This is a genomic window from Thauera carbonicopians (assembly GCF_025699485.1).
In the GTDB taxonomy this organism is placed as follows: domain Bacteria; phylum Pseudomonadota; class Gammaproteobacteria; order Burkholderiales; family Rhodocyclaceae; genus Thauera.
In genome coordinates, this window is the sequence record NZ_JANUXN010000003.1 from 17999 (window position 1) to 36993 (window position 18995).

The following is an 18995-nucleotide window of genomic DNA, read 5'->3' on the forward strand; positions in this document are numbered from 1 at the left end:
GTTTTTAAACTCACCTTCCCCACTAAGGAGTCGTCATGGAAAACGTTCTGGGTTTTGTTGCTCTGGCTGCTGGTCTGATCATCGGTCTGGGTGCCATCGGTGCTTGTATCGGTATCGGCATCATGGGTTCCAAGTACCTCGAAGCTTCCGCTCGCCAGCCTGAACTGATGAACGCCCTGCAGACCAAGATGTTCCTGCTGGCCGGTCTGATCGACGCTGCGTTCCTGATCGGTGTCGGTATCGCCATGATGTTCGCCTTCGCCAACCCGTTCCAGCTCTGATCGGTTCGAGTTCATCCTTTTTTGAACCAACCTGAGGGCCAAGAACCGTGAATTTGAACGCAACCCTGATAGCCCAGCTCGTTGTGTTCTTCATTCTGGCGTGGTTCACGATGAAATTCGTGTGGCCGCCCATCGTGAAGGCACTGGACGAGCGTGCGAAGAAAATCGCCGACGGGCTGGCAGCTGCGGACAAGGCCAAGGCCGATCTGGCACTCGCCGAGAAGAAGGTCGTCGAGGAACTGCGCAAGGCCCGCGAATCCGCGGGTGATGTGCGTACCTCCGCTGAAAAGCAGGCGAGCCAGCTTGTCGACGAAGCCCGTGCCGAAGCCGCCCGCATCATTGCGGCCGCCCGCGAAGCCGCCGAGGCTGAAGCCGGTGTCGCATCCCAGCGCGCCAAGGAAGCATTGCGCGACCAAGTCGCCAGCCTGGCCGTTGCCGGTGCCGAGAAGATCCTGCGCCGCGAAATCAACGCCCAGGTGCACAGCGAATTGCTTGCCAACCTGAAACAGGAACTGCAATAAGTCATGGCCGAGAACGTCACCATCGCGCGCCCCTATGCGGATGCCGCCTTCGAGCTGGCTCGCGGGGCAGGTGCGCTGGGGCCTTGGTCGGAAGCACTGGATCGGCTCGCCGCCTTGGCAGCCGATCCGGACATGCGGGCCTGCATCGCCGATCCCAATCTCAGCGCCGATCAGCTCGTGAAGCTGGTGCTGGATGTGGCCGGAACCCTGTCCGCTGAACAGCAGAACTTCGTCCGCGTGCTCGTGGATAACGAACGTCTGCAGGTGCTTCCCGAGATCCGTGACCTGTTCGTTGCACTGAAGAACGAACACGAAGGTGTCCTGGAGGCTGAAATCGCCTCTGCCTTCCCCCTCGACGATGCGACCCTGGCATCGCTCAAGTCCGACCTCGAAGCCCGCTTCAAGGCGAACCTGAACATCCAGGTCCATATCGATCCCGCCCTCATCGGTGGGGTCCGCATCGCCGTCGGCGACGAAGTCATCGACGCCTCGGTACGCGGCAAGCTCGCGAACATGGCCGCTGCGCTAAAGAACTAGGAGCATAAAAGCTATGCAACTCAACCCCTCTGAAATCAGTGATCTGATTAAGAGCCGGATCCAGAACCTGCAGCTCGCCGCCACGTCGCGTAACGAGGGCACGGTGGTCTCCGTCACCGACGGTATCTGCCGCGTCCACGGCCTGACCGACGTGATGCAGGGCGAAATGCTGGAATTCCCCGGCAACACCTTCGGCATGGCGCTCAACCTCGAGCGTGATTCCGTCGGCGCCGTGGTGCTCGGTGAATACGAGCACATCACCGAAGGCGACACCGTCAAGGCCACCGGCCGCATTCTCGAAGTGCCCGTCGGCCCCGAGCTGGTCGGTCGCGTCGTCAACGCGCTGGGTCAGCCGATCGACGGCAAGGGTCCGATCAACGCCAAGCTGACCGACAAGATCGAAAAGGTCGCTCCCGGCGTCATCGCCCGTAAGTCGGTTTCGCAGCCGGTGCAGACCGGCCTGAAGTCGGTCGACTCCATGGTGCCGATCGGCCGTGGCCAGCGCGAGCTGATCATCGGCGACCGCCAGACCGGCAAGACCGCCGTGGCCGTCGACGCCATCATCAACCAGAAAGGCCAGGACATGTTCTGCGTCTACGTGGCGATCGGTCAGAAGGCTTCGACCGTTGCCAACGTCGTGCGCAAGCTGGAAGAGAACGGCGCGATGGAATACACCATCGTCGTTGCCGCGACCGCTTCCGAGTCCGCCGCCATGCAGTATCTGTCGGCCTATGCCGGCTGCACCATGGGCGAGTACTTCCGCGACCGTGGTCAGGACGCGCTGATCGTTTATGACGATCTGACCAAGCAGGCCTGGGCCTATCGCCAGGTTTCGCTGCTGCTGCGCCGTCCGCCTGGCCGTGAAGCCTACCCGGGTGACGTGTTCTACCTGCACTCCCGCCTGCTCGAGCGCGCTGCCCGCGTGAACGAAGAGTACGTCGAGAAGTTTACCAACGGCGAGGTCAAGGGCAAGACCGGTTCGCTGACCGCCCTGCCGGTCATCGAAACCCAGGCCGGCGACGTTTCCGCCTTCGTGCCGACCAACGTCATCTCGATTACCGACGGCCAGATCTTCCTGGAAACCGACCTCTTCAACGCCGGTATCCGTCCCGCGATCAACGCCGGTATCTCGGTGTCCCGCGTCGGTGGTGCCGCGCAGACCAAGGTCGTCAAGAAGCTGTCCGGCGGTATCCGTACCGACCTGGCGCAGTACCGCGAACTCGCTGCGTTCGCCCAGTTCGCTTCCGATCTGGACGACACCACCCGCAAGCAGCTCGAACGCGGCCGCCGCGTCACCGAACTGATGAAGCAGGCCCAGTACTCGCCGATGTCGATCGCCGACATGGCCGTCGTGCTGTACGCGGTGAACAACGGCTATTTCGACGACGTCGACGTCGGCCGCGTGCTGCCGTTCGAAGCCGCGCTGCTGCAGTTCGTCAAGACCAAGCAGGCCGATCTGATCTCCTCGATCCTGAGCAAGAAGGAACTGGACGCCGAAGGCGAAAAGACCCTGGCTGCCGCGATCGCCGAGTTCAAGAAGAGCTGGGCCTGAGGCCGGCGAGGGAGACGGAATATGGCAAGCGGTAAGGAAATCCGTACCAAGATCAAGAGCGTGCAAAACACGCGCAAGATCACCAAGGCCATGGAGATGGTGGCCGCATCCAAGATGCGCAAGGCGCAGGAGCGGATGCGGGCTGCCCGCCCCTTTGCCGAGAAGATCCGCCGACTCGCCGCGAACCTGTCCCAGGCCAATGTGACCGACTACAAGCACCCCTTCCTGGTTCACAAGAGCCAGATCAAGCGGGTGGGGCTGATCCTGGTGACCACCGACAAGGGTTTGTGCGGTGGTCTCAACACCAACGTCCAGCGCATCGCCCTCAACGCGATGAAGGACTGGGAGTCCTCGGGCGTGACCGAGATCCGTGCCTGCGCCATCGGCAACAAGGGTCTGGGCTTCATGCAGCGGATGGGCGCCAAGGTGGTGTCGAACGTCACCCAGCTGGGTGACACGCCGCACCTGGAGAAGCTGATCGGTCCGGTCAAGATCATGCTCGACGCGTTCCAGAACGACGAGCTCGATGCGGTCTACCTGGTCTATACCCGCTTCATCAACACGATGAAGCAGGAACCGGTGCTCGAGCAGCTGCTGCCGCTCACCGGTGAAAAGCTGGGAACGCCGGACAGTTCGTGGGATTACCTCTACGAGCCGGATCCGCAGGTCGTCATCGACGAACTGCTGGTCCGCTACGTCGAGGCGCTGGTCTATCAGGCCGTGGCCGAGAACATGGCATCCGAACAGAGCGCGCGCATGGTGGCAATGAAGGCCGCTTCCGACAATGCCAAGAACGTGATTGGCGAACTGCAGCTGGTCTACAACAAGACCCGCCAGGCCGCGATCACCAAGGAGCTGTCGGAAATCGTCGGCGGCGCCGCCGCGGTGTAACGGATTATTGATTTAAGGATATGACGATGAGTCAAGGTACGATCGTTCAGTGCATCGGCGCGGTGGTGGACATCCAGTTCCCGCGTGAAGCGATGCCCAAGGTGTATGACGCCCTGAAGCTCGAGGACGCTGCCGACTCCTTCGCCGAAGCTGGCCTGACCTTCGAGGTTCAGCAGCAGCTCGGCGACGGCGTGGTGCGTACCATCGCGCTGGGTTCTTCCGACGGCCTGCGCCGCGGCATGAAGGTGGCCGCCACCGGTGCGCCGATCTCGGTGCCGGTCGGCGAGGCCACGCTCGGCCGCATCATGGACGTGCTGGGCCGTCCGATCGACGAAGCCGGTGACATTGGCACCGACGAGCGTCGCTCGATCCACCAGAAGGCGCCTAAGTTCGACGAACTGTCGCCGTCGGTGGAACTGCTCGAAACCGGCATCAAGGTCATCGACCTGATCTGCCCGTTCGCCAAGGGCGGCAAGGTGGGTCTGTTCGGCGGCGCCGGCGTCGGCAAGACCGTGAACATGATGGAGCTGATCAACAACATTGCCAAGCAGCACTCGGGTCTGTCGGTGTTCGCTGGTGTGGGTGAGCGTACTCGTGAGGGTAACGACTTCTACCACGAGATGAAGGACTCCAACGTTCTGGACAAGGTCGCGATGGTGTTCGGTCAGATGAACGAACCCCCGGGCAACCGTCTGCGCGTGGCGCTGACCGGCCTGACCATGGCCGAGCGTTTCCGCGACGACGGCCGGGACATCCTGTTCTTCGTGGATAACATCTACCGCTACACCCTGGCTGGTACCGAAGTGTCCGCACTGCTGGGCCGGATGCCGTCCGCGGTGGGCTACCAGCCGACGCTGGCGGAAGAAATGGGCCGCCTGCAGGAACGCATCACCTCGACCAAGGTCGGCTCGATCACCTCGATCCAGGCCGTGTATGTGCCGGCGGATGACTTGACCGACCCGTCGCCCGCCACCACCTTCCTGCACTTGGACTCGACCGTCGTGCTGTCGCGTGACATCGCCGCGCTGGGCATCTACCCCGCCGTCGACCCGCTCGACTCCACCTCGCGCCAGCTCGACCCGTTGGTCGTCGGCGAAGAGCACTACGGCGTCGCCCGCCAGGTTCAGCAAACCCTGCAGAAGTACAAGGAACTGCGCGACATCATCGCGATTCTGGGTATGGACGAACTGTCGCCGGAAGACAAGCTCGCCGTGGCCCGTGCGCGCAAGATCCAGCGCTTCCTGTCGCAGCCCTTCCACGTCGCGGAAGTGTTCACCGGCTCGCCGGGCAAGTACGTTTCGCTGAAGGACACGATCAAGGGCTTCAAGATGATCGTCAGCGGCGAACTGGACTCCCTGCCGGAACAGGCTTTCTACATGGTCGGCAACATCGAAGAGGCCATCGAGAAGGCGAAGAAGCTGCAGTAATTCGTCCGCCCGCGCGGTGCTCCGGCGCCGCGCGGATTTGAAAAGGAAACACTATGGCTATGACGGTTCATGTCGACATCGTCAGTGCGGAAGAGCAGATCTTCTCCGGGCTGGCCGAATTCGTCGCGCTGCCTGGCGAGGCGGGTGAACTCGGCATTCTGCCCGGCCACATGCCGCTGATGACCCGGATCAAACCGGGTGCGGTGCGGGTCAAGGTTCCGAATCAGGCGGAAGAAGAGCTTGTGTTCGTTGCCGGTGGTTTGCTCGAAGTTCAGCCGGGTCTGGTGACGGTGCTTGCCGACACCGCGATCCGCGGCAAGGATCTGGACGAAGCGAAGGCGCTGGAAGCCAAGAAGAAGGCTGAAGAGGCAATGGCGAACCAGACCGCGCGTCTGGATTACGCCAAGGCTCAGGCCGAGCTCATGGAAGCGGTGGCCCAGCTCGCCGCGATCGAGCGTCTGCGCAAGCGCGGTCACTGATCGCTTGTCGTCCTGCCCTGCGGGTGGGATCGAAATAAAAAAGCAGCTCTGCGGAGCTGCTTTTTTATTTCCGTCTTCGCTTCGGGTTTCCCCTGCGTGGCTCGGCCTGCGCGGCCCGACTCTTGCATGAATGCCGTAGCCGTGGGAGTGGCTTTAGCCGGGGGGCGAGCCGCGACACTAGGCCCCTGGTTCTTGCCTGGAGGTCGTCACGCGCCCCGTCACGGCGCTGAAGCGGCCCTACAAACTGGGCTCAAAGGGGGCGATGGAATGTCAGCCGCCCTGCTCCAGCCGCGAAATGCGCTTGTCGAGGCGGCCGAGCGCATCGCGCAGGGCGACGATGTCCTGTGCGACAGCCGGGAGCGCGCTGCGGGGCATGAGCAGCGGCGCCTCTTCGGTCAGATATTCGGCCACGTTGCCGCCTGCGCGCTCGACCGAGCGGCGCCCTTCGTCGAGCAACTGCTTGCCGCCTTCGACCAGGCGATGGGCGGCGATGTCGCCGAACAGCCGGGAGAGGTCTTCTTCCGCATCCCAGCGCAGGTGGCGGAAGACGAAACCCAGCGCATCGGCGAGTTCGGCATTACCTTCGATGCGCACGTGGCGCATTGCCGTTTCCAGCCCATCGACCAGCAGCTTCGGCAGGTCGGCTGCGGCGAGCACCAGCGATACTTCGGGCTCGCTCTCGCCGACCCATGCGGCGAGATAGCCTTCGGTGGATATCGAGAAATCGATCTCCAACAGCGGCGTGACGGCGAGCCGGGCGGTGCGGCCGGCGTGCGGCAGCAGGCGCGTGCGCGCCCAGCCCGATTGCGACAGCAGGTGATTGGTGGCGGAAAGAAAGACGCTGGACAGCATGGCAGCCGAGCCTGAAGAGGTGGGGAAAAAAGCCGAGCTGAAAGCAAAACGGGGAGGCCTGAGCCTCCCCGCTGTTCCTGCGTGCTTAGTTCGTCTGCTGGATGCCGGCGATGAGCCAGCCGCCCTGGCCCTTGACCGGCTTGGTCAGGTGCCAGATCTCGTCGAAGGCTTCCGGCGCGGCGTCTTCCGCTTCGCGCAACAGGCCGTTGAAGCGGACACTGACGATGTAGCGCTCGCTGTCCTGCTCGACATCGACGACGTCGGCGTTCAGTTCGACGACGTCGGTGCGCTGGGCAGCGGCGCCGCGCTCGTTGAGCTGCATGCAGATTTCGGCGAAGACTTCCGGCGTGGTGAATTCACGCAGGTCGTCCAGGTTGCCGGCGTCGTTGGCAGCCTGCAGGCGGATGAAGTTCAGCTTGGCCTGGCGGGCGAAGCCCTGCACGTCGAAGCCTTCGGCAACCGCCTTGTCCAGGCCCGAAGCTGCCGCGGCCTGCGGCGCGGCCGACATCGGCGGCATCGGGTTCAGCGGCCGTGCGCCGGTGCCTGCACCAGTGTTCGCCCCTGCGTACTGCAGGTTCTGGCTCTGCTGGTTGTTGGCGTTGCGGCGGAACAGCAGGCGGAAGATGAAGAAGGCTGCGGCTGCGAGCAGCAGGATCATCATGAACGAAGCCATTTCCTCGCCGAGGCCGAGGTGGGAGAACAGCGCGGCCAGACCCAGACCGGCGGCGAGGCCGGCGATCGGACCCATCCAGGAGCGCTTCGGTGCGGCAGCGGCTGCGCCGGCTGGCGGGGTGTTCTGGGTTGCGGCGGGTTGGCGGGGCGCTTGCTGAGGCGTCGCGTTGCGCTTCATGCCGAAGCTGCTGCCGCCGCCAAGGCGCTTGGCTTCAGCTTCGGGGGCGCCGATGAAGCCGAATGAAAAGATGGCGACGATCAGGGTGAGGATCAGATTCTTCATCGTTGGTGGGTCTCCTGGGTTCAAAGCTTGTAGCCGCGGTGCAGGGCAACCACCCCTGCACTGAGGTTGAAGTAATCGACACGCGAAAGGCCGGCTTGTTCCATCATGCCTTTCAATTCTTCCTGGCCGGGGTGCATGCGGATGGATTCGGCCAGATAGCGGTAGCTCTCGGCATCGTTCGCCACCTGCTTGCCCATCCACGGCAGCAGCTTGAAGGAATACAGGTCGTAGATCGGCGACAGCGGTTTCCATACGCGCGAGAACTCGAGCACCAGCAGGCGGCCGCTGGGGCGCAGCACACGGCGCATCTCGGCCAGCGCGGCGTCCTTGTGGGTCATGTTGCGCAGGCCGAAGGCGACGGTCACGCAGTCGAACCAGTCGTCCGGGAAAGGCAGCTTCTCGGCGTTGCACTGGGCGCTCGGCATCGCATAGCCGTGGTCGATCATGCGGTCGCGGCCGCGCGACAGCATGGCGTGGTTGATGTCCGTCAGCCACACCTGCCCGCTCCTGCCGACCTTGCGGGCGAAGGCCAGCGACAGGTCGGCGGTGCCGCCGGCGACGTCGAGCACACGGTCGCCTTCGCGCACACCGGAGACCTGGATCGTGAAATGCTTCCACAGGCGGTGCAGGCCGAACGACATCAGGTCGTTCATCACGTCGTATTTCTGCGCGACCGAGGAGAACACCTCGGCCACCTTCTTTTCCTTGGCTTCCTCGGCAACCGTCTGGAAGCCGAAGTGCGTCGTCTTGTCGCTCATGATCGTCTCAGTGATGATGTCCGCAACCGCTCTTCGGCGCCGGCGGCGGCGCCTTGGCGGGATCGCGGCTGCCGCCGGCCCGGGCAAGGCGGTCGAGGTAGGTCTGCCACAGTGTTTCCTGCTGCTGGCCGAGCGTGTAGAGGTAGTCCCAGGAGTACAGGCCGCTGTCGTGGCCGTCGGAGAACACCGGGCGGACCGCGTAGTTGCCCACCGGCTGCAGGTCGACCACATCGATGTCGCGCTTGCCCTGCTGCAGGGTCTCCTGCCCCGGACCGTGTCCGCGGACTTCGGCCGAGGGCGAATGGACGCGCAGGAATTCGAAGGGCAAGGTGAAACGGCTACCGTCGTCGAAAGCGATCTCGAGCCGCTTCGACTGGCTGTGCAGGGTGATTTCGGTGGGAAGCGGGGTGTTCCGATCCAGTCCGGCCATGGCCAAAGCCTCGCATTCGGGGGCCACAATCATACCCGAATCGTTACCGCCCGGCCTCCGTGCCGCGGCTGCCAGCCGTGTTGCAGGCCGATGACGTGTCATCAAAACGTCAAACAGCTGCAATAGACTGTGCCCGTCAATAGCGGGGAATCGACAGCATGCCAGCGAACATCTTGCTCGTGGAAGACGAACCGGCGATCCAGGAACTGATCGCCGCCAACCTCAATCGCGCCGGCCATCACGTGGTCCGTGCCGCCGATGCCGAATCGGCCCAGCGCATCGTGCGCGAAGCGCTGCCCGACCTGATCCTGCTCGACTGGATGCTGCCGGGGGCCTCGGGCATCGAGTTCGCCCGCCGTCTGCGTGCCGACGAGCGTACGCGAGCGATCCCGATCATCATGCTCACCGCCCGCGGCGAGGAGCAGGACAAGGTCACCGGGCTGGAAACCGGAGCCGACGACTACATCACCAAGCCTTTCAGCCCGCGCGAGCTGGTCGCGCGGATCAAGGCGGTGCTGCGCCGGCGGGCGCCGCAGACGACCGAGGACGCCGTCGAACTGGGCGGGCTGCGGCTCGATCCGGGTACCCATCGCGTGACCGCGGAAGGCACGGTGCTGACCCTGGGGCCGACCGAGTTCCGCCTGCTGCACTTCCTGATGACGCACCCGGAGCGGGTGCATTCGCGTGCGCAGTTGCTCGACCAGGTGTGGGGCGACCACGTCTTCGTCGAGGAACGGACGGTGGACGTGCATATCCGCCGCCTGCGTTCGGTGCTCGAACCGGATGGCTTCGATGCGCTGATCCAGACCGTTCGCGGCAGCGGCTATCGCTTCTCGACCCAGACGCCGCAGGCGCCGGCCGCGCGATGACCGGCATGGAAGCAGCGTGATCCATCGTCCTCTCCGCTACATCGCCGTCGGTATCGGCGTGCCGGTTGCCGCCGTGCTGGCACTGGCGCTGCTGGCCGGCCATTATCGCGGCAGCGATGCCGCGCTTGCCCTGGTGGTGCTGGGCCTGCTGGCCATCGCCATCCTGCTCGTGCGCCATGTGCGCCTGCTGGTGGAATGGGCGCGCCAGCCGGTCGGCAGCATGCCGCCGCAGGTCGAAGGCCTGTGGAGCAGCGTGTTCGACGAGCTGGAAGACCGCTTCCAGCGCGAACTCGCAGTGCGCGACAAGTTGTCGGAGGAACTGGGCCGTTTCCAGCAGGCGGCGCAGGCGATGCCGGAAGGCCTGCTCTATCTGGCCGAAGACGACAGCATCGAATGGCTCAACGTGATGGCCGAGCAGCATTTCGGCCTCGATCGCCGCCGTGATCTGCGGGTACCGATCGCCAACCTGGTCCGCCAGCCCGACTTCGTCGCCTACCTGCAGGCCGATCGCCATGCCGAGCCGCTGATCATGCAGTTGCCGGGCCGCAGGGAAAGGGCCTTGCAGGTACAGATCATCCGTTTCGCCGGTAGCCGGCGCATGGTGCTGTCGCGCGACATTTCCAAGCTGCAGCGCCTGGAGAACATGCGCCGGGACTTCGTCGCCAACGTCTCGCATGAGATGCGTACGCCGCTGACCGTCGTCGGCGGCTTCCTCGAGACCCTGATCGACGGCCTCGACGACTTCAGCCGCGACGAGGTGCTGCATTTCCTGTCGCTGGCGCACGAGCAGTCGAGCCGCATGCGGCATCTGATCGAGGACCTGCTGGCGCTGTCGGCGCTCGAAACGGGCGCGCCGGCACCGCTGGAGGAACGGGTGGATGTGACTGCGCTGATGCAGACCGTGCAGCGCGAGGCCGAGTCGCTGTCGGCCGGCCGCCATACCGTCACGCTGGTGCTCGAAGGCGGCGGCGAACTCAAGGGAAGCGCCAGGGAGCTGCACAGCGCGTTCTCCAACCTTGCCACCAACGCGGTCCGCTACACGCCGGCGGGCGGGCATGTCGAGCTGGGCTGGTGCGTCGATGCCGAGGGCGGCGAATACTGGGTCAGGGACGACGGCATCGGCATCGATCCCGAGCACATTCCGCGCCTGACCGAACGCTTCTACCGCGTGGACCGCGGCCGCTCACGGGAGACCGGCGGCACCGGGCTCGGCCTGGCCATCGTCAAGCACATCCTGAATCGCCACCAGGCGGTGCTCCAGGTCGACAGCGAGCCGGGCAAGGGCAGCCGTTTCGCGATGCGTTTCCCGCCGGGCAGGATCGGCGACGAAAACTAGCCGGGCACGCCTTCGGGAATGGCGGCCTGTTCTGCCTCGAAGGCGCACAGATCGTAGTTCGTGCCGCGCCGGATCAGGCGCTGCAGGCGGATCTGGCGCGCCGTGCCGTCATGGTGGATTTCCACCCGCTGGCCGGCGGCATACCATTGCGACGGCAGGACGATGCAGGCCGGGATCTTGAGCGCGCTCGCCTCGGGCAGCAGGAAACCCTGCTGCCACGGCGCCCGTCCGCTCCTGGGGCCGGCCTGGCGTACCGAAACCATGCGGGGCACGCCGGGCAGCACTTCGATGCCGGCTTCGAGCGTGCCGTCTTCGCGGTACATCAGCCAGCTCAGGTCGCCGAGCAGGAAATGCGCGCCGTCCGGCGGGCGGATGCCGACGAGCTGGTGGTGGGAGATGCGTTCTCCGGCCGTGCGGCGCTGGAGCCGGAAGCCGGCGACGGACTGGTCCTGGATCGTCCACTGCTCGTAATCCAGCCCGAGGCGCTCGGCGTCGCGCTGGTGGCGTGCCTGTTCATGCTCGGGTGTATCGACCTTCGGCACCTGGCCGCCGAAAGCCAGCAGCGAGATGTCCTCGCGCAGGCGGTGCAGCGGGCTGTCGGTGCGCGGCTGGCGGAACACCACGCCTTCGATGGCGAAGCCGATCGCCAGCCAGTCGGCACTCAATTGCAGCATGCCTTCGGCGCGCCGACGCGGGAAGCGCCGGCCGGCCGTGCCGCGGCCCCAGGGCCGGTACAGCGACAGCAGCAGACGGACGCTGGCGTCGGTCGGGCAGTCCTCGCCCAGCCCCAGCGAAGCCGGCTTCGCGCCTCGTTTGAACTGCGCCAGCACGGCCTGGATCTGGTTGGCGAGCGTGCTGCCGTCGAAGCGCAGCCGTGCCGGCGCCTGCGGAACCAGGCCCAACGGGCGCAGGCCGACGTCGCCATGGATATCGACGCCGTAGTCGGTGGGCTTGGTGTTTTCGTCGGCTGCGGCGAGGTCGCAGTAGGGCGCGAAGCGCTGTGCCCAGCGGATGACCCAGTTCAGCTCGCGCTCGCTGCGGCCGTACGGGTTGGCGAGGTCGGTCAGCAGGATGGCGACGTAGGCCTCCAGCGCACTCTGCGCGTGCCATACCTCGTTGAGCCGATCGGAGACGCGGATGCGGTGGATGCCCGCCTGGCTCGCATCTGCATGGCTGGCATGGATCTCCGCCCAGCAGCCGGGCGGCACTTCACGCCGCGCGCGGAAATACTCGAACAGCACCTGGCCGGCGTAGTAGGTGCGGCGCTGGGCCAGCAGGGCGCGCTGGTCGTCCAGCGTGCCGGCTGTCGCATCGAGCCGGGCGATCTGCGCATAGGAGCGGGACAGGTTGCGCCACAGCCCGAGTACCCGCTGCAGCGAGGCGTTTTCCTCGCCGTCGGGCGGCAGCGGCAGGCTGGTGTAGCGGCGCGAGATGCCTTCCTGGCTGCAGGCGATCGTCTCGCGCGCAGCTTCGAGCACTTCGAGGTGCTGGTTGGGCGCCGGCGCCGCATGCAGCAGGGTCTCGATCATGTCGCTCAGCAGGGCATGCGTGCGCGGGATGTCCGTCGGGTGCAGCTTCTGCAGCAGATCGAGGCAGGCGGCCGGATTGGAGAAGTCCATGGCGGAAGGCGTGGGGAAAGGTGGATCAGGCCTGGGCGGCGAGGGCGCTGTCGATGGCGCGCGCCAGCGCGACCGGGTCGGCAGCGGCATGGACGACGCCCTGGCGCTGGGCCGGTCCCCAGACCGATTCGGGGAAGTGGCGGTCGTCGCGATAGCGCGGAATCACGTGCCAATGGAGATGCGGCACCATGTTGCCGAAGCTGGCGAGGTTGATCTTGTCCGGGTGAAGCAGGGTGCGCAGCGCGCTTTCGGTGGCCAGCACGACGTCGAGTAGGTGGCGCCGGTCTGCCGGCAGCAGGTCGCTCATCTCGGCGACGTGCTCGTTCCAGATCACGCGGCAGAAGCCGGGGTGGGCGTCGTCATCGACGCGAATGACGCGGCAGCGCCCGTCCTCCCAGATGAGCTGTTCGGCAGATGCGGGGCACAGCGGACAATCCATGGCGATCCTCGACGGCTTGAATGGCGGGAAACCGCGGAACTCTAGCGGCTCCGTGCGGCCGGGGCGAGGAATTGTTGCTCACAACCGGCATCGCGCCGCGGATAGTCCTGCGCCACCGTGCGGGTTTCGGCCATGTCGACCGGCTCGCCGTCATGGAAGGCGAACAGGTTGCCGGGCGGAATCTGGATCCAGGCCTCGTTGTCGGTCAGCGGTGTGGTGGCGATCACGGCGACCCGGTCGGACGGCGTCGTGACCTGGTTGAAGTCGACGGTGACGTCCTCGTCGGCCAGGTGGGCCACCGGGAAAGGCGCTTTGCGGACGATGTAGCACAGCCGCGACGAACAGTGCGCGAACAGGCGCTTGCCGTCCGACAGCAGGAAGTTGAATTCGCCGAGGCTGCCGACTTCGAGCGCCAGCTCGCGCAATGCGGCATGCAGCTCGGCAGTGTCTTGCGTGCCTTGTGGGAAACGCTGGGCCAGGCGGTCGAGGATGTAGCAGAAGGCGAGCTCGGAGTCGGTGTTGCCGACCGGCTGGAAGCGGCCGGACAGCCTGGGGGCGAAGCCTTTCAGGTTGCCGTTGTGGGCGAAGATCCAGTAGCGCCCCCACAGCTCGCGCTGGAAGGGATGGGTGTTTTCGAGCCCGACGACGCCCTGCGTGGCCTTGCGGATGTGGGCGATGACGTTGAGCGAGTGGATCGGGTAGTGCTTGACCAGTTCGGCGACCGGCGAATCCGCGCTCGGGCTGGGATCGAGGAAGACGCGCACCCCGGCGCCTTCGAAGAACGCGATGCCCCAGCCGTCACGGTGGTGGTCGGTGAGGCCGCCGCGGGCACGAAAGCCGGCGAAGGAGAAACAGATATCGGTCGGCACATTGCAGTTCATGCCGAGCAGCTGGCACATCGGAGTCTCCGCGATGTCGGTACGGGAACCGGCAGTATAGCGAAGCGGGCGCGGCCGATGGTCGCGCCCCTTGCCTCGTGCCTGCCTGCCTCAGGCGCCGAGCTTCTTTTTCAGCAGCTCGTTGACCTGCGCCGGGCTGGCCTTGCCCTTGCTGGCCTTCATGACCTGGCCGACCAGCGCGTTGAAGGCCTTTTCCTTGCCGGCGCGGAATTCGTCCACCGACTTCTGGTTGGCCGCCAGCACTTCGTCGATCATCGCCTCGATCGCGCCGCTGTCGGTGACCTGCTTCAGGCCCTGCCTGTCGATGATCTCGTCGGCGCTCAGGCCTTCGCCGTTCCACAGCGCCTCGAACACTTTCTTGCCGATGGCGTTGGAGAGGGTGTTGTCGGCGATGCGCATCACCAGGCCGGCAAGCTGGGCGGCCGACACCGGCGAGGCGCCGATGTCGAGTTCGGCCTTGTTCAGGCGCGCCGCGAGGTCGCCCATGACCCAGTTGGCGCAGGGCTTGGCCAGCGCCGGACCGGCGGCCGTCACCGTCGCCTGGTAGAAATCGGCGACTTCCTTCGAGGCCGTCAGCGTGGTGGCGTCGTAGGCGGACAGGCCCCATTCGTCCATGAAGCGGGCCTTCATCGCGCCCGGCAGTTCGGGCATCTCCGCCTGCACGCGCGCCTTCCAGTCGGGCGAGATCAGCAGCGGCAGCAGGTCGGGGTCGGGGAAGTAGCGGTAGTCGTGGGCGTCTTCCTTGCTGCGCATCATGCGCGTCTCGCCGCTGTCGGGATCGAACAGTACGGTGGCCTGCTGCACGCGGCCGCCGTCCTCGATGGTGTCGATCTGCCACTGCACTTCGTAGTCGATCGCCTGCTGCAGGAAGCGGAAGGAGTTCAGGTTCTTGATCTCGCGGCGGGTGCCGAATTCGGTCGCGCCCTTCCTGCGCACCGACACGTTGGCGTCGCAGCGGAAGGAGCCTTCCTGCATGTTGCCGTCGCAGATGTCGATCCAGCGTACCAGCGCATGCAGCGAGCGGGCGTAGGCCACGGCTTCGGCCGAGGAGCGCATGTCGGGCTCGGAGACGATCTCGAGCAGCGGCGTGCCGGCGCGGTTGAGGTCGATGCCGGTCATGCCGTGGAAGTCCTCGTGCAGGCTCTTGCCGGCATCCTCTTCGAGGTGGGCGCGGGTCAGGCGCACGGTCTTCTCGTAGGCTTGCTCACCTTCGCCGACGCGGATCGTGATCACGCCGCCCTGCACCACCGGCAGGTCCATCTGGCTGATCTGGTAGCCCTTCGGCAGGTCGGGGTAGAAGTAGTTCTTGCGCGCGAACACGCTCTTTTCCGCGACGTAGGCGCCGATCGCGAGGCCGAAGCGGATCGCGCGCTCGACCGCGCCGCGGTTCAGCACCGGCAGCACGCCCGGCAAGGCGATGTCCACCGCGCTGGCCTGCACGTTGGGCTCGGCGCCGAAGGCGGTGCTGGCGCCGGAAAAGATCTTGCTGGCGGTGTTGAGCTGGGCATGGACTTCCAGCCCGATCACGACTTCCCAATCCGTTCTGCTCATGGTCGTTTCTCTTGTTGCGGTTCGCGGCGCCGGCTCAATGGCACTGGCCGCTGGTCCGATCGACGATGATCGGCCATACGTAGTCGAAGGTGCCGCGGCTGCAGCGCCGCGCGCAATCGGAAAAGCCCACCGTGACCTGGTTGCCCTGCTCCCAGATGTTGACCGTGCAGCCGTCCTTGGCGCGCAGCTCCACGCTGGGCATGCGGCGCGTCTGGGTGAAGGGGCCGTCGAAGCGGCAGCTGCCGCGGCGCGGGATGTCCACCGTGGCGCTGAAGCGCTTGACGTCGGAGTGGCTGATGTCGAGCACCGCGGTCGCGCTGTAGCCGGTCTCGTCGCGGAAGCGGCAGTCGGCCTGGACGTCGAGCGGGCGCACCGGCATCGGCTTCAGGCGGCCGGGGCGTTCGCTCGGCCGTGTTTCGCTTTCGGCCGGGCCCGGCGCCTGCCACGGCGGCGTGGCGCAGGAAGCGAGCAGGCCGGCCGCGGCTGCGGCCAGGCCGGCGCGCAGCAGCCGGCGCGGCGGGATTGGGGGCACGAAAGGCATCATCGGCTCAAGCCGCGATCGCCGGCCGGCGCGCATGCCAGTCGGTCGCCTGCTGGAAGCGGTGGGCAGCGTTCAGCAGGCGGGCTTCGCCGAAGTAGTCGCCGATCAGCTGCAGGCCCACCGGCAGGCCGTCGCTGCCGAAGCCGCAGGGCTGCGACAGGCCGGGCAGGCCGGCGAGGTTGACCGCGAGGGTGAAGATGTCCGACAGGTACATCTGCACCGGGTCGTCCGCCATCTGGCCCAGCGCCCAGGCGGTGGTCGGCGTGGTCGGGCCGGCGATGAGGTCGCAGTGCTGCAGCGCGGCCTGGAAGTCCTGCGCGATCAGCCGGCGCAGGCGCTGCGCCTGCAGGTAGTAGGCGTCGTAATAGCCGTGCGACAGCACGTAGGTGCCGACCAGGATGCGGCGCTTGACTTCGGCGCCGAAGCCTTCGGCGCGGGTCTTGCCGTACATGTCGGCGAGGTCGCCGTATTCGGCCGCGCGGTGGCCGTAGCGCACGCCGTCGAAGCGCGACAGGTTGCTCGAGCATTCGGCCGGCGCGATCACGTAGTAGGCGGGAATCGCCAGCCTGGCGTTGGGCAGCGACACTTCGACCGTGGTGGCGCCGAGCGCGCGGTATTGTTCGATCGCGGCGTCGACCGCGGTCCGCACGCCCTCGGCCATGCCTTCGGCGAAGAACTCGCGCGGCAGGCCGATGCGCAGGCCTTCGAGCGGCCGTGCCGCGGCCGGTGCGGCGAGCGCGGCGGCGTAGTCCTCGGCCGGGCGATCCAGGCTGGTCGAATCGCGCGGGTCGAAGCCGGCCATCGCCGACAGCAGCAGCGCGCAGTCCTCGGCGCTGGCGCCGAAGGCGCCGCCCTGGTCGAGCGAGGAAGCGTAGGCGATCATGCCGTAGCGGCTGACCACGCCGTAGGTCGGCTTGATGCCGGTGATGCCGCAGAAGGCCGCCGGCTGGCGCACCGAGCCGCCGGTGTCGGTGCCGGTGGCGATCGGCGCCAGGCGCGCCGCCACCGCCGCGGCCGAACCGCCGGACGAACCGCCCGGCACGCGCTCGGGATTCCACGGGTTCTTCACCGCGCCGTAGAAGGAGCTTTCGTTGGACGAGCCCATCGCGAACTCGTCCATGTTGGTCTTGCCCAGGCCGACCGCGCCGGCGGCCTTGAGCAGGCCGACGATGTGGGCGTCGTAGGGGCTGACGAAATTCGACAGCATCTTCGAGCCGCAGGTGGTCAGCACGCCTTCGGTGCAGAACACGTCCTTGTGGGCGAGCGGGATGCCGGTCAGCGCACCGGCCCGGCCGGCGGCGATGCGCGCGTCGGCGGCGCGGGCAGCGGCCAGCGCGCCGTCGCGGTCGACGGTGATGAAGGCGTTGAGCTGCGGATCGAGCGCGTCGATGCGGTCGAGGAACAGGGTCGCGAGCTCGACGCTGGAAATCTGCCGGGCGTCGAGCGCGCGGCGCAGTTCCGGAAGGGAAGCGTGGATCATGTGTTCGGCAAGCCAGGTGAAGGCGCGCCAGGCGCGCCGCGGATCATTCGATGACTTTCGGTACCAGGTACAGCCCGGCCTCGGTCTGCGGGGCGACCTGCTGGAAGGCGGCGCGCCTGTCCTGCTCGGTGACGAGGTCCTCGCGCAGGCGGGTGGCGAGCTCCTGTGGATGGCTCATGGGCTCGACGCCGGTCGTGTCGACCGCCTGCATCTGCTCGATGAGGCCGAAGATGCCGTTCAGCTTGTCGCGGGTGGCGTCGATTTCGGCATCGGAAAGGGCGATGCGCGCGAGGCGGGCGAGGTGCCCGACTTGTTCATTGGAAAGCGACATGAGGTAACAAAACCTGCTGAATCCACAAAGGTTTGTAGGTTATCATAATCGTCTTTGCCCCGCCGGGGCTGCGCCATCGGGCGGCAGCGAGCGGGGCGCTCGCGTTGCGGCGCACCATGCCTTCGTCAGGTGCGCCACGCGGCTCAACCATCCCACCGGTTTCGGAAGGCCTCATGTTCGGTTTCCTGCGCTCCTATTTTTCCAACGATCTCGCGATCGACCTCGGCACCGCCAACACGCTGATCTACGTGCGCGGCAAGGGCATCGTGCTCGACGAACCCTCGGTGGTGGCGATCCGCACCGAAGGCGGCCCCAACGCCAAGCGCTCGATCCAGGCCGTCGGCCACACCGCCAAGCAGATGCTGGGCAAGACGCCCGGCAACATCACCGCGATTCGGCCGATGAAGGACGGCGTGATCGCCGACTTCGTCGTCACCGAGCAGATGATCAAGCAGTTCATCAAGAAGGTGCATGACTCGCGCCTGCTGTCGCCTTCGCCGCGCATCATCATCTGCGTGCCCTGCGGCTCCACCCAGGTCGAACGCCGCGCGATCCGCGACGCCGCGCTGGCAGCCGGCGCCTCGCAGGTCTTCCTGATCGAGGAGCCGATGGCTGCGGCGATCGGTGCCGGCCTGCCGGTGTCGGACGCGACCGGCTCGATGGTGGTGGACATCGGCGGCGGCACCACCGAAGTCGGCGTGATCTCGCTCGGCGGCATCGTCTACTCGGGCAGCATCCGCGTCGGCGGCGACAAGTTCGACGAGGCCATCGTCAATTACATCCGCCGCAACTACGGCATGCTGATCGGCGAAACCACCGCCGAGAAGATCAAGAAGGAGATCGGCTCGGCCTTCCCCGGCTCCGAAGTGCGCGAAATGGAAGTCAAGGGCCGCAACCTGGCCGAAGGCATTCCGCGCAGCTTCACGGTGTCGTCCAACGAGATCCTCGAAGCGCTGGCCGAGCCGCTCAACCAGATCGTCTCCGCGGTCAAGATCGGCCTCGAGCAGACGCCGCCCGAACTCGGCGCCGACATCGCCGAGCGCGGCCTGATGATGACCGGCGGCGGCGCGCTGGTGCGCGACCTCGACCGCCTGCTGATGGAGGAAACCGGTCTGCCGGTGGTGGTCGCCGAGGAGCCGCTGACCTGCGTCGCGCGCGGCTGCGGCATGGCGCTCGACAAGATGGACAAGCTCGCGGCGATCTTCACTTCCGAGTGAGCCGTTGCCCCGGCCTTGCCGCCGGGGCCT

General features: G+C 66.2%; 21 protein-coding genes. 10 read left to right on the top strand and 11 right to left on the bottom strand.

Annotated features, from left to right (window positions below; all coding sequences use genetic code 11):
• The first annotated feature begins 35 nt into the window (after positions 1–35).
• Genes atpE through NX068_RS05135 form a run of 7 tightly spaced genes read left to right on the top strand, consistent with a single transcriptional unit; the run spans position 36 to position 5688 of the window.
• A complete protein-coding gene (gene atpE, locus NX068_RS05105) occupies positions 36–281 on the top strand; it encodes a F0F1 ATP synthase subunit C (RefSeq protein WP_002925444.1) in 246 nt (81 codons plus the stop codon).
• A gap of 47 nt (positions 282–328) precedes the next feature.
• Positions 329–802, top strand: coding sequence for a F0F1 ATP synthase subunit B (locus NX068_RS05110; protein ID WP_263460214.1), 474 nt, complete (start codon positions 329–331; stop codon positions 800–802).
• A gap of 3 nt (positions 803–805) precedes the next feature.
• Positions 806–1339 carry a F0F1 ATP synthase subunit delta gene (locus tag NX068_RS05115; protein WP_263460215.1) on the top strand — a complete coding sequence of 178 codons (534 nt, stop codon included), beginning with the start codon at positions 806–808 and terminating at the stop codon, positions 1337–1339.
• Between the two features lie 13 nt (positions 1340–1352).
• On the top strand, positions 1353–2891 hold the full coding sequence (gene atpA, locus NX068_RS05120) for a F0F1 ATP synthase subunit alpha (RefSeq protein ID WP_263460216.1): 1539 nt from the start codon (positions 1353–1355) through the stop codon (positions 2889–2891).
• Positions 2892–2912: 21 nt separating this feature from the next.
• Positions 2913–3782, top strand: a complete 870-nt coding sequence (gene atpG / locus NX068_RS05125; protein ID WP_263460217.1) for a F0F1 ATP synthase subunit gamma — start codon at positions 2913–2915, stop codon at positions 3780–3782.
• 26 nt (positions 3783–3808) lie between these two features.
• Complete coding sequence (atpD, locus tag NX068_RS05130; protein WP_263460218.1) at positions 3809–5209, top strand: F0F1 ATP synthase subunit beta; 1401 nt, start codon at positions 3809–3811, stop codon at positions 5207–5209.
• A 53-nt stretch (positions 5210–5262) separates the two neighbouring features.
• Complete coding sequence (locus NX068_RS05135) at positions 5263–5688, top strand: F0F1 ATP synthase subunit epsilon (protein ID WP_004261883.1); 426 nt, start codon at positions 5263–5265, stop codon at positions 5686–5688.
• 270 nt (positions 5689–5958) lie between these two features.
• Here the strand turns inward: NX068_RS05135 and NX068_RS05140 are convergent, their stop codons facing one another.
• The 4 genes from NX068_RS05140 to NX068_RS05155 all read right to left on the bottom strand — a co-directional run bounded on the left by NX068_RS05140 (position 5959) and on the right by NX068_RS05155 (position 8683).
• The gene (locus tag NX068_RS05140) at positions 5959–6540 is read right to left on the bottom strand and encodes a ubiquinone biosynthesis accessory factor UbiJ (RefSeq protein ID WP_263460219.1); all 582 of its coding nucleotides are present in this window, start codon (positions 6538–6540) and stop codon (positions 5959–5961) included.
• 85 nt (positions 6541–6625) lie between these two features.
• On the bottom strand, positions 6626–7495 hold the full coding sequence (locus NX068_RS05145; RefSeq protein WP_263460220.1) for a Tim44 domain-containing protein: 870 nt from the start codon (positions 7493–7495) through the stop codon (positions 6626–6628).
• Positions 7496–7515: 20 nt separating this feature from the next.
• Positions 7516–8253, bottom strand: coding sequence for a bifunctional demethylmenaquinone methyltransferase/2-methoxy-6-polyprenyl-1,4-benzoquinol methylase UbiE (gene ubiE, locus NX068_RS05150; protein ID WP_263460221.1), 738 nt, complete (start codon positions 8251–8253; stop codon positions 7516–7518).
• Positions 8254–8260: 7 nt separating this feature from the next.
• A complete protein-coding gene (locus tag NX068_RS05155) occupies positions 8261–8683 on the bottom strand; it encodes a gamma-butyrobetaine hydroxylase family protein (RefSeq protein WP_263460222.1) in 423 nt (140 codons plus the stop codon).
• Positions 8684–8841: 158 nt separating this feature from the next.
• Between NX068_RS05155 and phoB the strand changes: the two genes are divergently transcribed.
• Positions 8842–9552: a phosphate regulon transcriptional regulator PhoB gene (gene phoB / locus NX068_RS05160; protein WP_263460223.1), complete on the top strand. Its 711-nt coding sequence runs from the start codon at positions 8842–8844 to the stop codon at positions 9550–9552.
• 16 nt (positions 9553–9568) lie between these two features.
• Positions 9569–10888 (top strand): phosphate regulon sensor histidine kinase PhoR, encoded by a 1320-nt coding sequence (phoR, locus tag NX068_RS05165; protein ID WP_263460224.1) that lies wholly within the window; start codon positions 9569–9571, stop codon positions 10886–10888.
• Here the strand turns inward: phoR and NX068_RS05170 are convergent.
• The 7 genes from NX068_RS05170 to gatC all read right to left on the bottom strand — a co-directional run bounded on the left by NX068_RS05170 (position 10885) and on the right by gatC (position 17748).
• Positions 10885–12507 (bottom strand): cyclic-di-GMP receptor FimW-related protein, encoded by a 1623-nt coding sequence (locus NX068_RS05170; RefSeq protein ID WP_263460225.1) that lies wholly within the window; start codon positions 12505–12507, stop codon positions 10885–10887. The two genes, phoR and NX068_RS05170, sit on opposite strands and share 4 nt — an antisense overlap.
• Positions 12508–12532: 25 nt before the next feature.
• Positions 12533–12946, bottom strand: coding sequence for an HIT family protein (locus NX068_RS05175; RefSeq protein ID WP_263460226.1), 414 nt, complete (start codon positions 12944–12946; stop codon positions 12533–12535).
• A 41-nt stretch (positions 12947–12987) separates the two neighbouring features.
• Complete coding sequence (locus tag NX068_RS05180) at positions 12988–13845, bottom strand: class II glutamine amidotransferase (protein ID WP_263460227.1); 858 nt, start codon at positions 13843–13845, stop codon at positions 12988–12990.
• Positions 13846–13935: 90 nt separating this feature from the next.
• Complete coding sequence (gatB, locus tag NX068_RS05185) at positions 13936–15396, bottom strand: Asp-tRNA(Asn)/Glu-tRNA(Gln) amidotransferase subunit GatB (protein ID WP_263460228.1); 1461 nt, start codon at positions 15394–15396, stop codon at positions 13936–13938.
• A gap of 34 nt (positions 15397–15430) precedes the next feature.
• Positions 15431–15928 carry a hypothetical protein gene (locus tag NX068_RS05190; RefSeq protein WP_263460229.1) on the bottom strand — a complete coding sequence of 166 codons (498 nt, stop codon included), beginning with the start codon at positions 15926–15928 and terminating at the stop codon, positions 15431–15433.
• Positions 15929–15944: 16 nt separating this feature from the next.
• Positions 15945–17417, bottom strand: coding sequence for an Asp-tRNA(Asn)/Glu-tRNA(Gln) amidotransferase subunit GatA (gene gatA / locus NX068_RS05195; RefSeq protein ID WP_263460230.1), 1473 nt, complete (start codon positions 17415–17417; stop codon positions 15945–15947).
• Between the two features lie 43 nt (positions 17418–17460).
• On the bottom strand, positions 17461–17748 hold the full coding sequence (gatC, locus tag NX068_RS05200) for an Asp-tRNA(Asn)/Glu-tRNA(Gln) amidotransferase subunit GatC (RefSeq protein WP_263460231.1): 288 nt from the start codon (positions 17746–17748) through the stop codon (positions 17461–17463).
• 173 nt (positions 17749–17921) lie between these two features.
• Between gatC and NX068_RS05205 the strand changes: the two genes are divergently transcribed.
• Positions 17922–18965 carry a rod shape-determining protein gene (locus NX068_RS05205; protein ID WP_068636726.1) on the top strand — a complete coding sequence of 348 codons (1044 nt, stop codon included), beginning with the start codon at positions 17922–17924 and terminating at the stop codon, positions 18963–18965.
• Positions 18966–18995 lie beyond the last annotated feature (30 nt).

What these genes read in the sequence shown, in the direction of transcription:
- atpE (WP_002925444.1), top strand. Translation starts at nt 36, where the DNA reads ATGGAAAACGTTCTGGGTTTTGTTGCTCTGGCTGCTGGTCTGATCATC.
- NX068_RS05115 (WP_263460215.1), top strand. Translation starts at nt 806, where the DNA reads ATGGCCGAGAACGTCACCATCGCGCGCCCCTATGCGGATGCCGCCTTC.
- atpA (WP_263460216.1), top strand. Translation starts at nt 1,353, where the DNA reads ATGCAACTCAACCCCTCTGAAATCAGTGATCTGATTAAGAGCCGGATC.
- atpG (WP_263460217.1), top strand. Translation starts at nt 2,913, where the DNA reads ATGGCAAGCGGTAAGGAAATCCGTACCAAGATCAAGAGCGTGCAAAAC.
- atpD (WP_263460218.1), top strand. Translation starts at nt 3,809, where the DNA reads ATGAGTCAAGGTACGATCGTTCAGTGCATCGGCGCGGTGGTGGACATC.
- NX068_RS05135 (WP_004261883.1), top strand. Translation starts at nt 5,263, where the DNA reads ATGGCTATGACGGTTCATGTCGACATCGTCAGTGCGGAAGAGCAGATC.
- NX068_RS05140 (WP_263460219.1), bottom strand. Translation starts at nt 6,540, where the DNA reads ATGCTGTCCAGCGTCTTTCTTTCCGCCACCAATCACCTGCTGTCGCAA.
- NX068_RS05145 (WP_263460220.1), bottom strand. Translation starts at nt 7,495, where the DNA reads ATGAAGAATCTGATCCTCACCCTGATCGTCGCCATCTTTTCATTCGGC.
- ubiE (WP_263460221.1), bottom strand. Translation starts at nt 8,253, where the DNA reads ATGAGCGACAAGACGACGCACTTCGGCTTCCAGACGGTTGCCGAGGAA.
- NX068_RS05155 (WP_263460222.1), bottom strand. Translation starts at nt 8,683, where the DNA reads ATGGCCGGACTGGATCGGAACACCCCGCTTCCCACCGAAATCACCCTG.
- phoB (WP_263460223.1), top strand. Translation starts at nt 8,842, where the DNA reads ATGCCAGCGAACATCTTGCTCGTGGAAGACGAACCGGCGATCCAGGAA.
- NX068_RS05170 (WP_263460225.1), bottom strand. Translation starts at nt 12,507, where the DNA reads ATGGACTTCTCCAATCCGGCCGCCTGCCTCGATCTGCTGCAGAAGCTG.
- NX068_RS05175 (WP_263460226.1), bottom strand. Translation starts at nt 12,946, where the DNA reads ATGGATTGTCCGCTGTGCCCCGCATCTGCCGAACAGCTCATCTGGGAG.
- NX068_RS05180 (WP_263460227.1), bottom strand. Translation starts at nt 13,845, where the DNA reads ATGTGCCAGCTGCTCGGCATGAACTGCAATGTGCCGACCGATATCTGT.
- gatB (WP_263460228.1), bottom strand. Translation starts at nt 15,396, where the DNA reads ATGAGCAGAACGGATTGGGAAGTCGTGATCGGGCTGGAAGTCCATGCC.
- gatA (WP_263460230.1), bottom strand. Translation starts at nt 17,417, where the DNA reads ATGATCCACGCTTCCCTTCCGGAACTGCGCCGCGCGCTCGACGCCCGG.
- gatC (WP_263460231.1), bottom strand. Translation starts at nt 17,748, where the DNA reads ATGTCGCTTTCCAATGAACAAGTCGGGCACCTCGCCCGCCTCGCGCGC.
- NX068_RS05205 (WP_068636726.1), top strand. Translation starts at nt 17,922, where the DNA reads ATGTTCGGTTTCCTGCGCTCCTATTTTTCCAACGATCTCGCGATCGAC.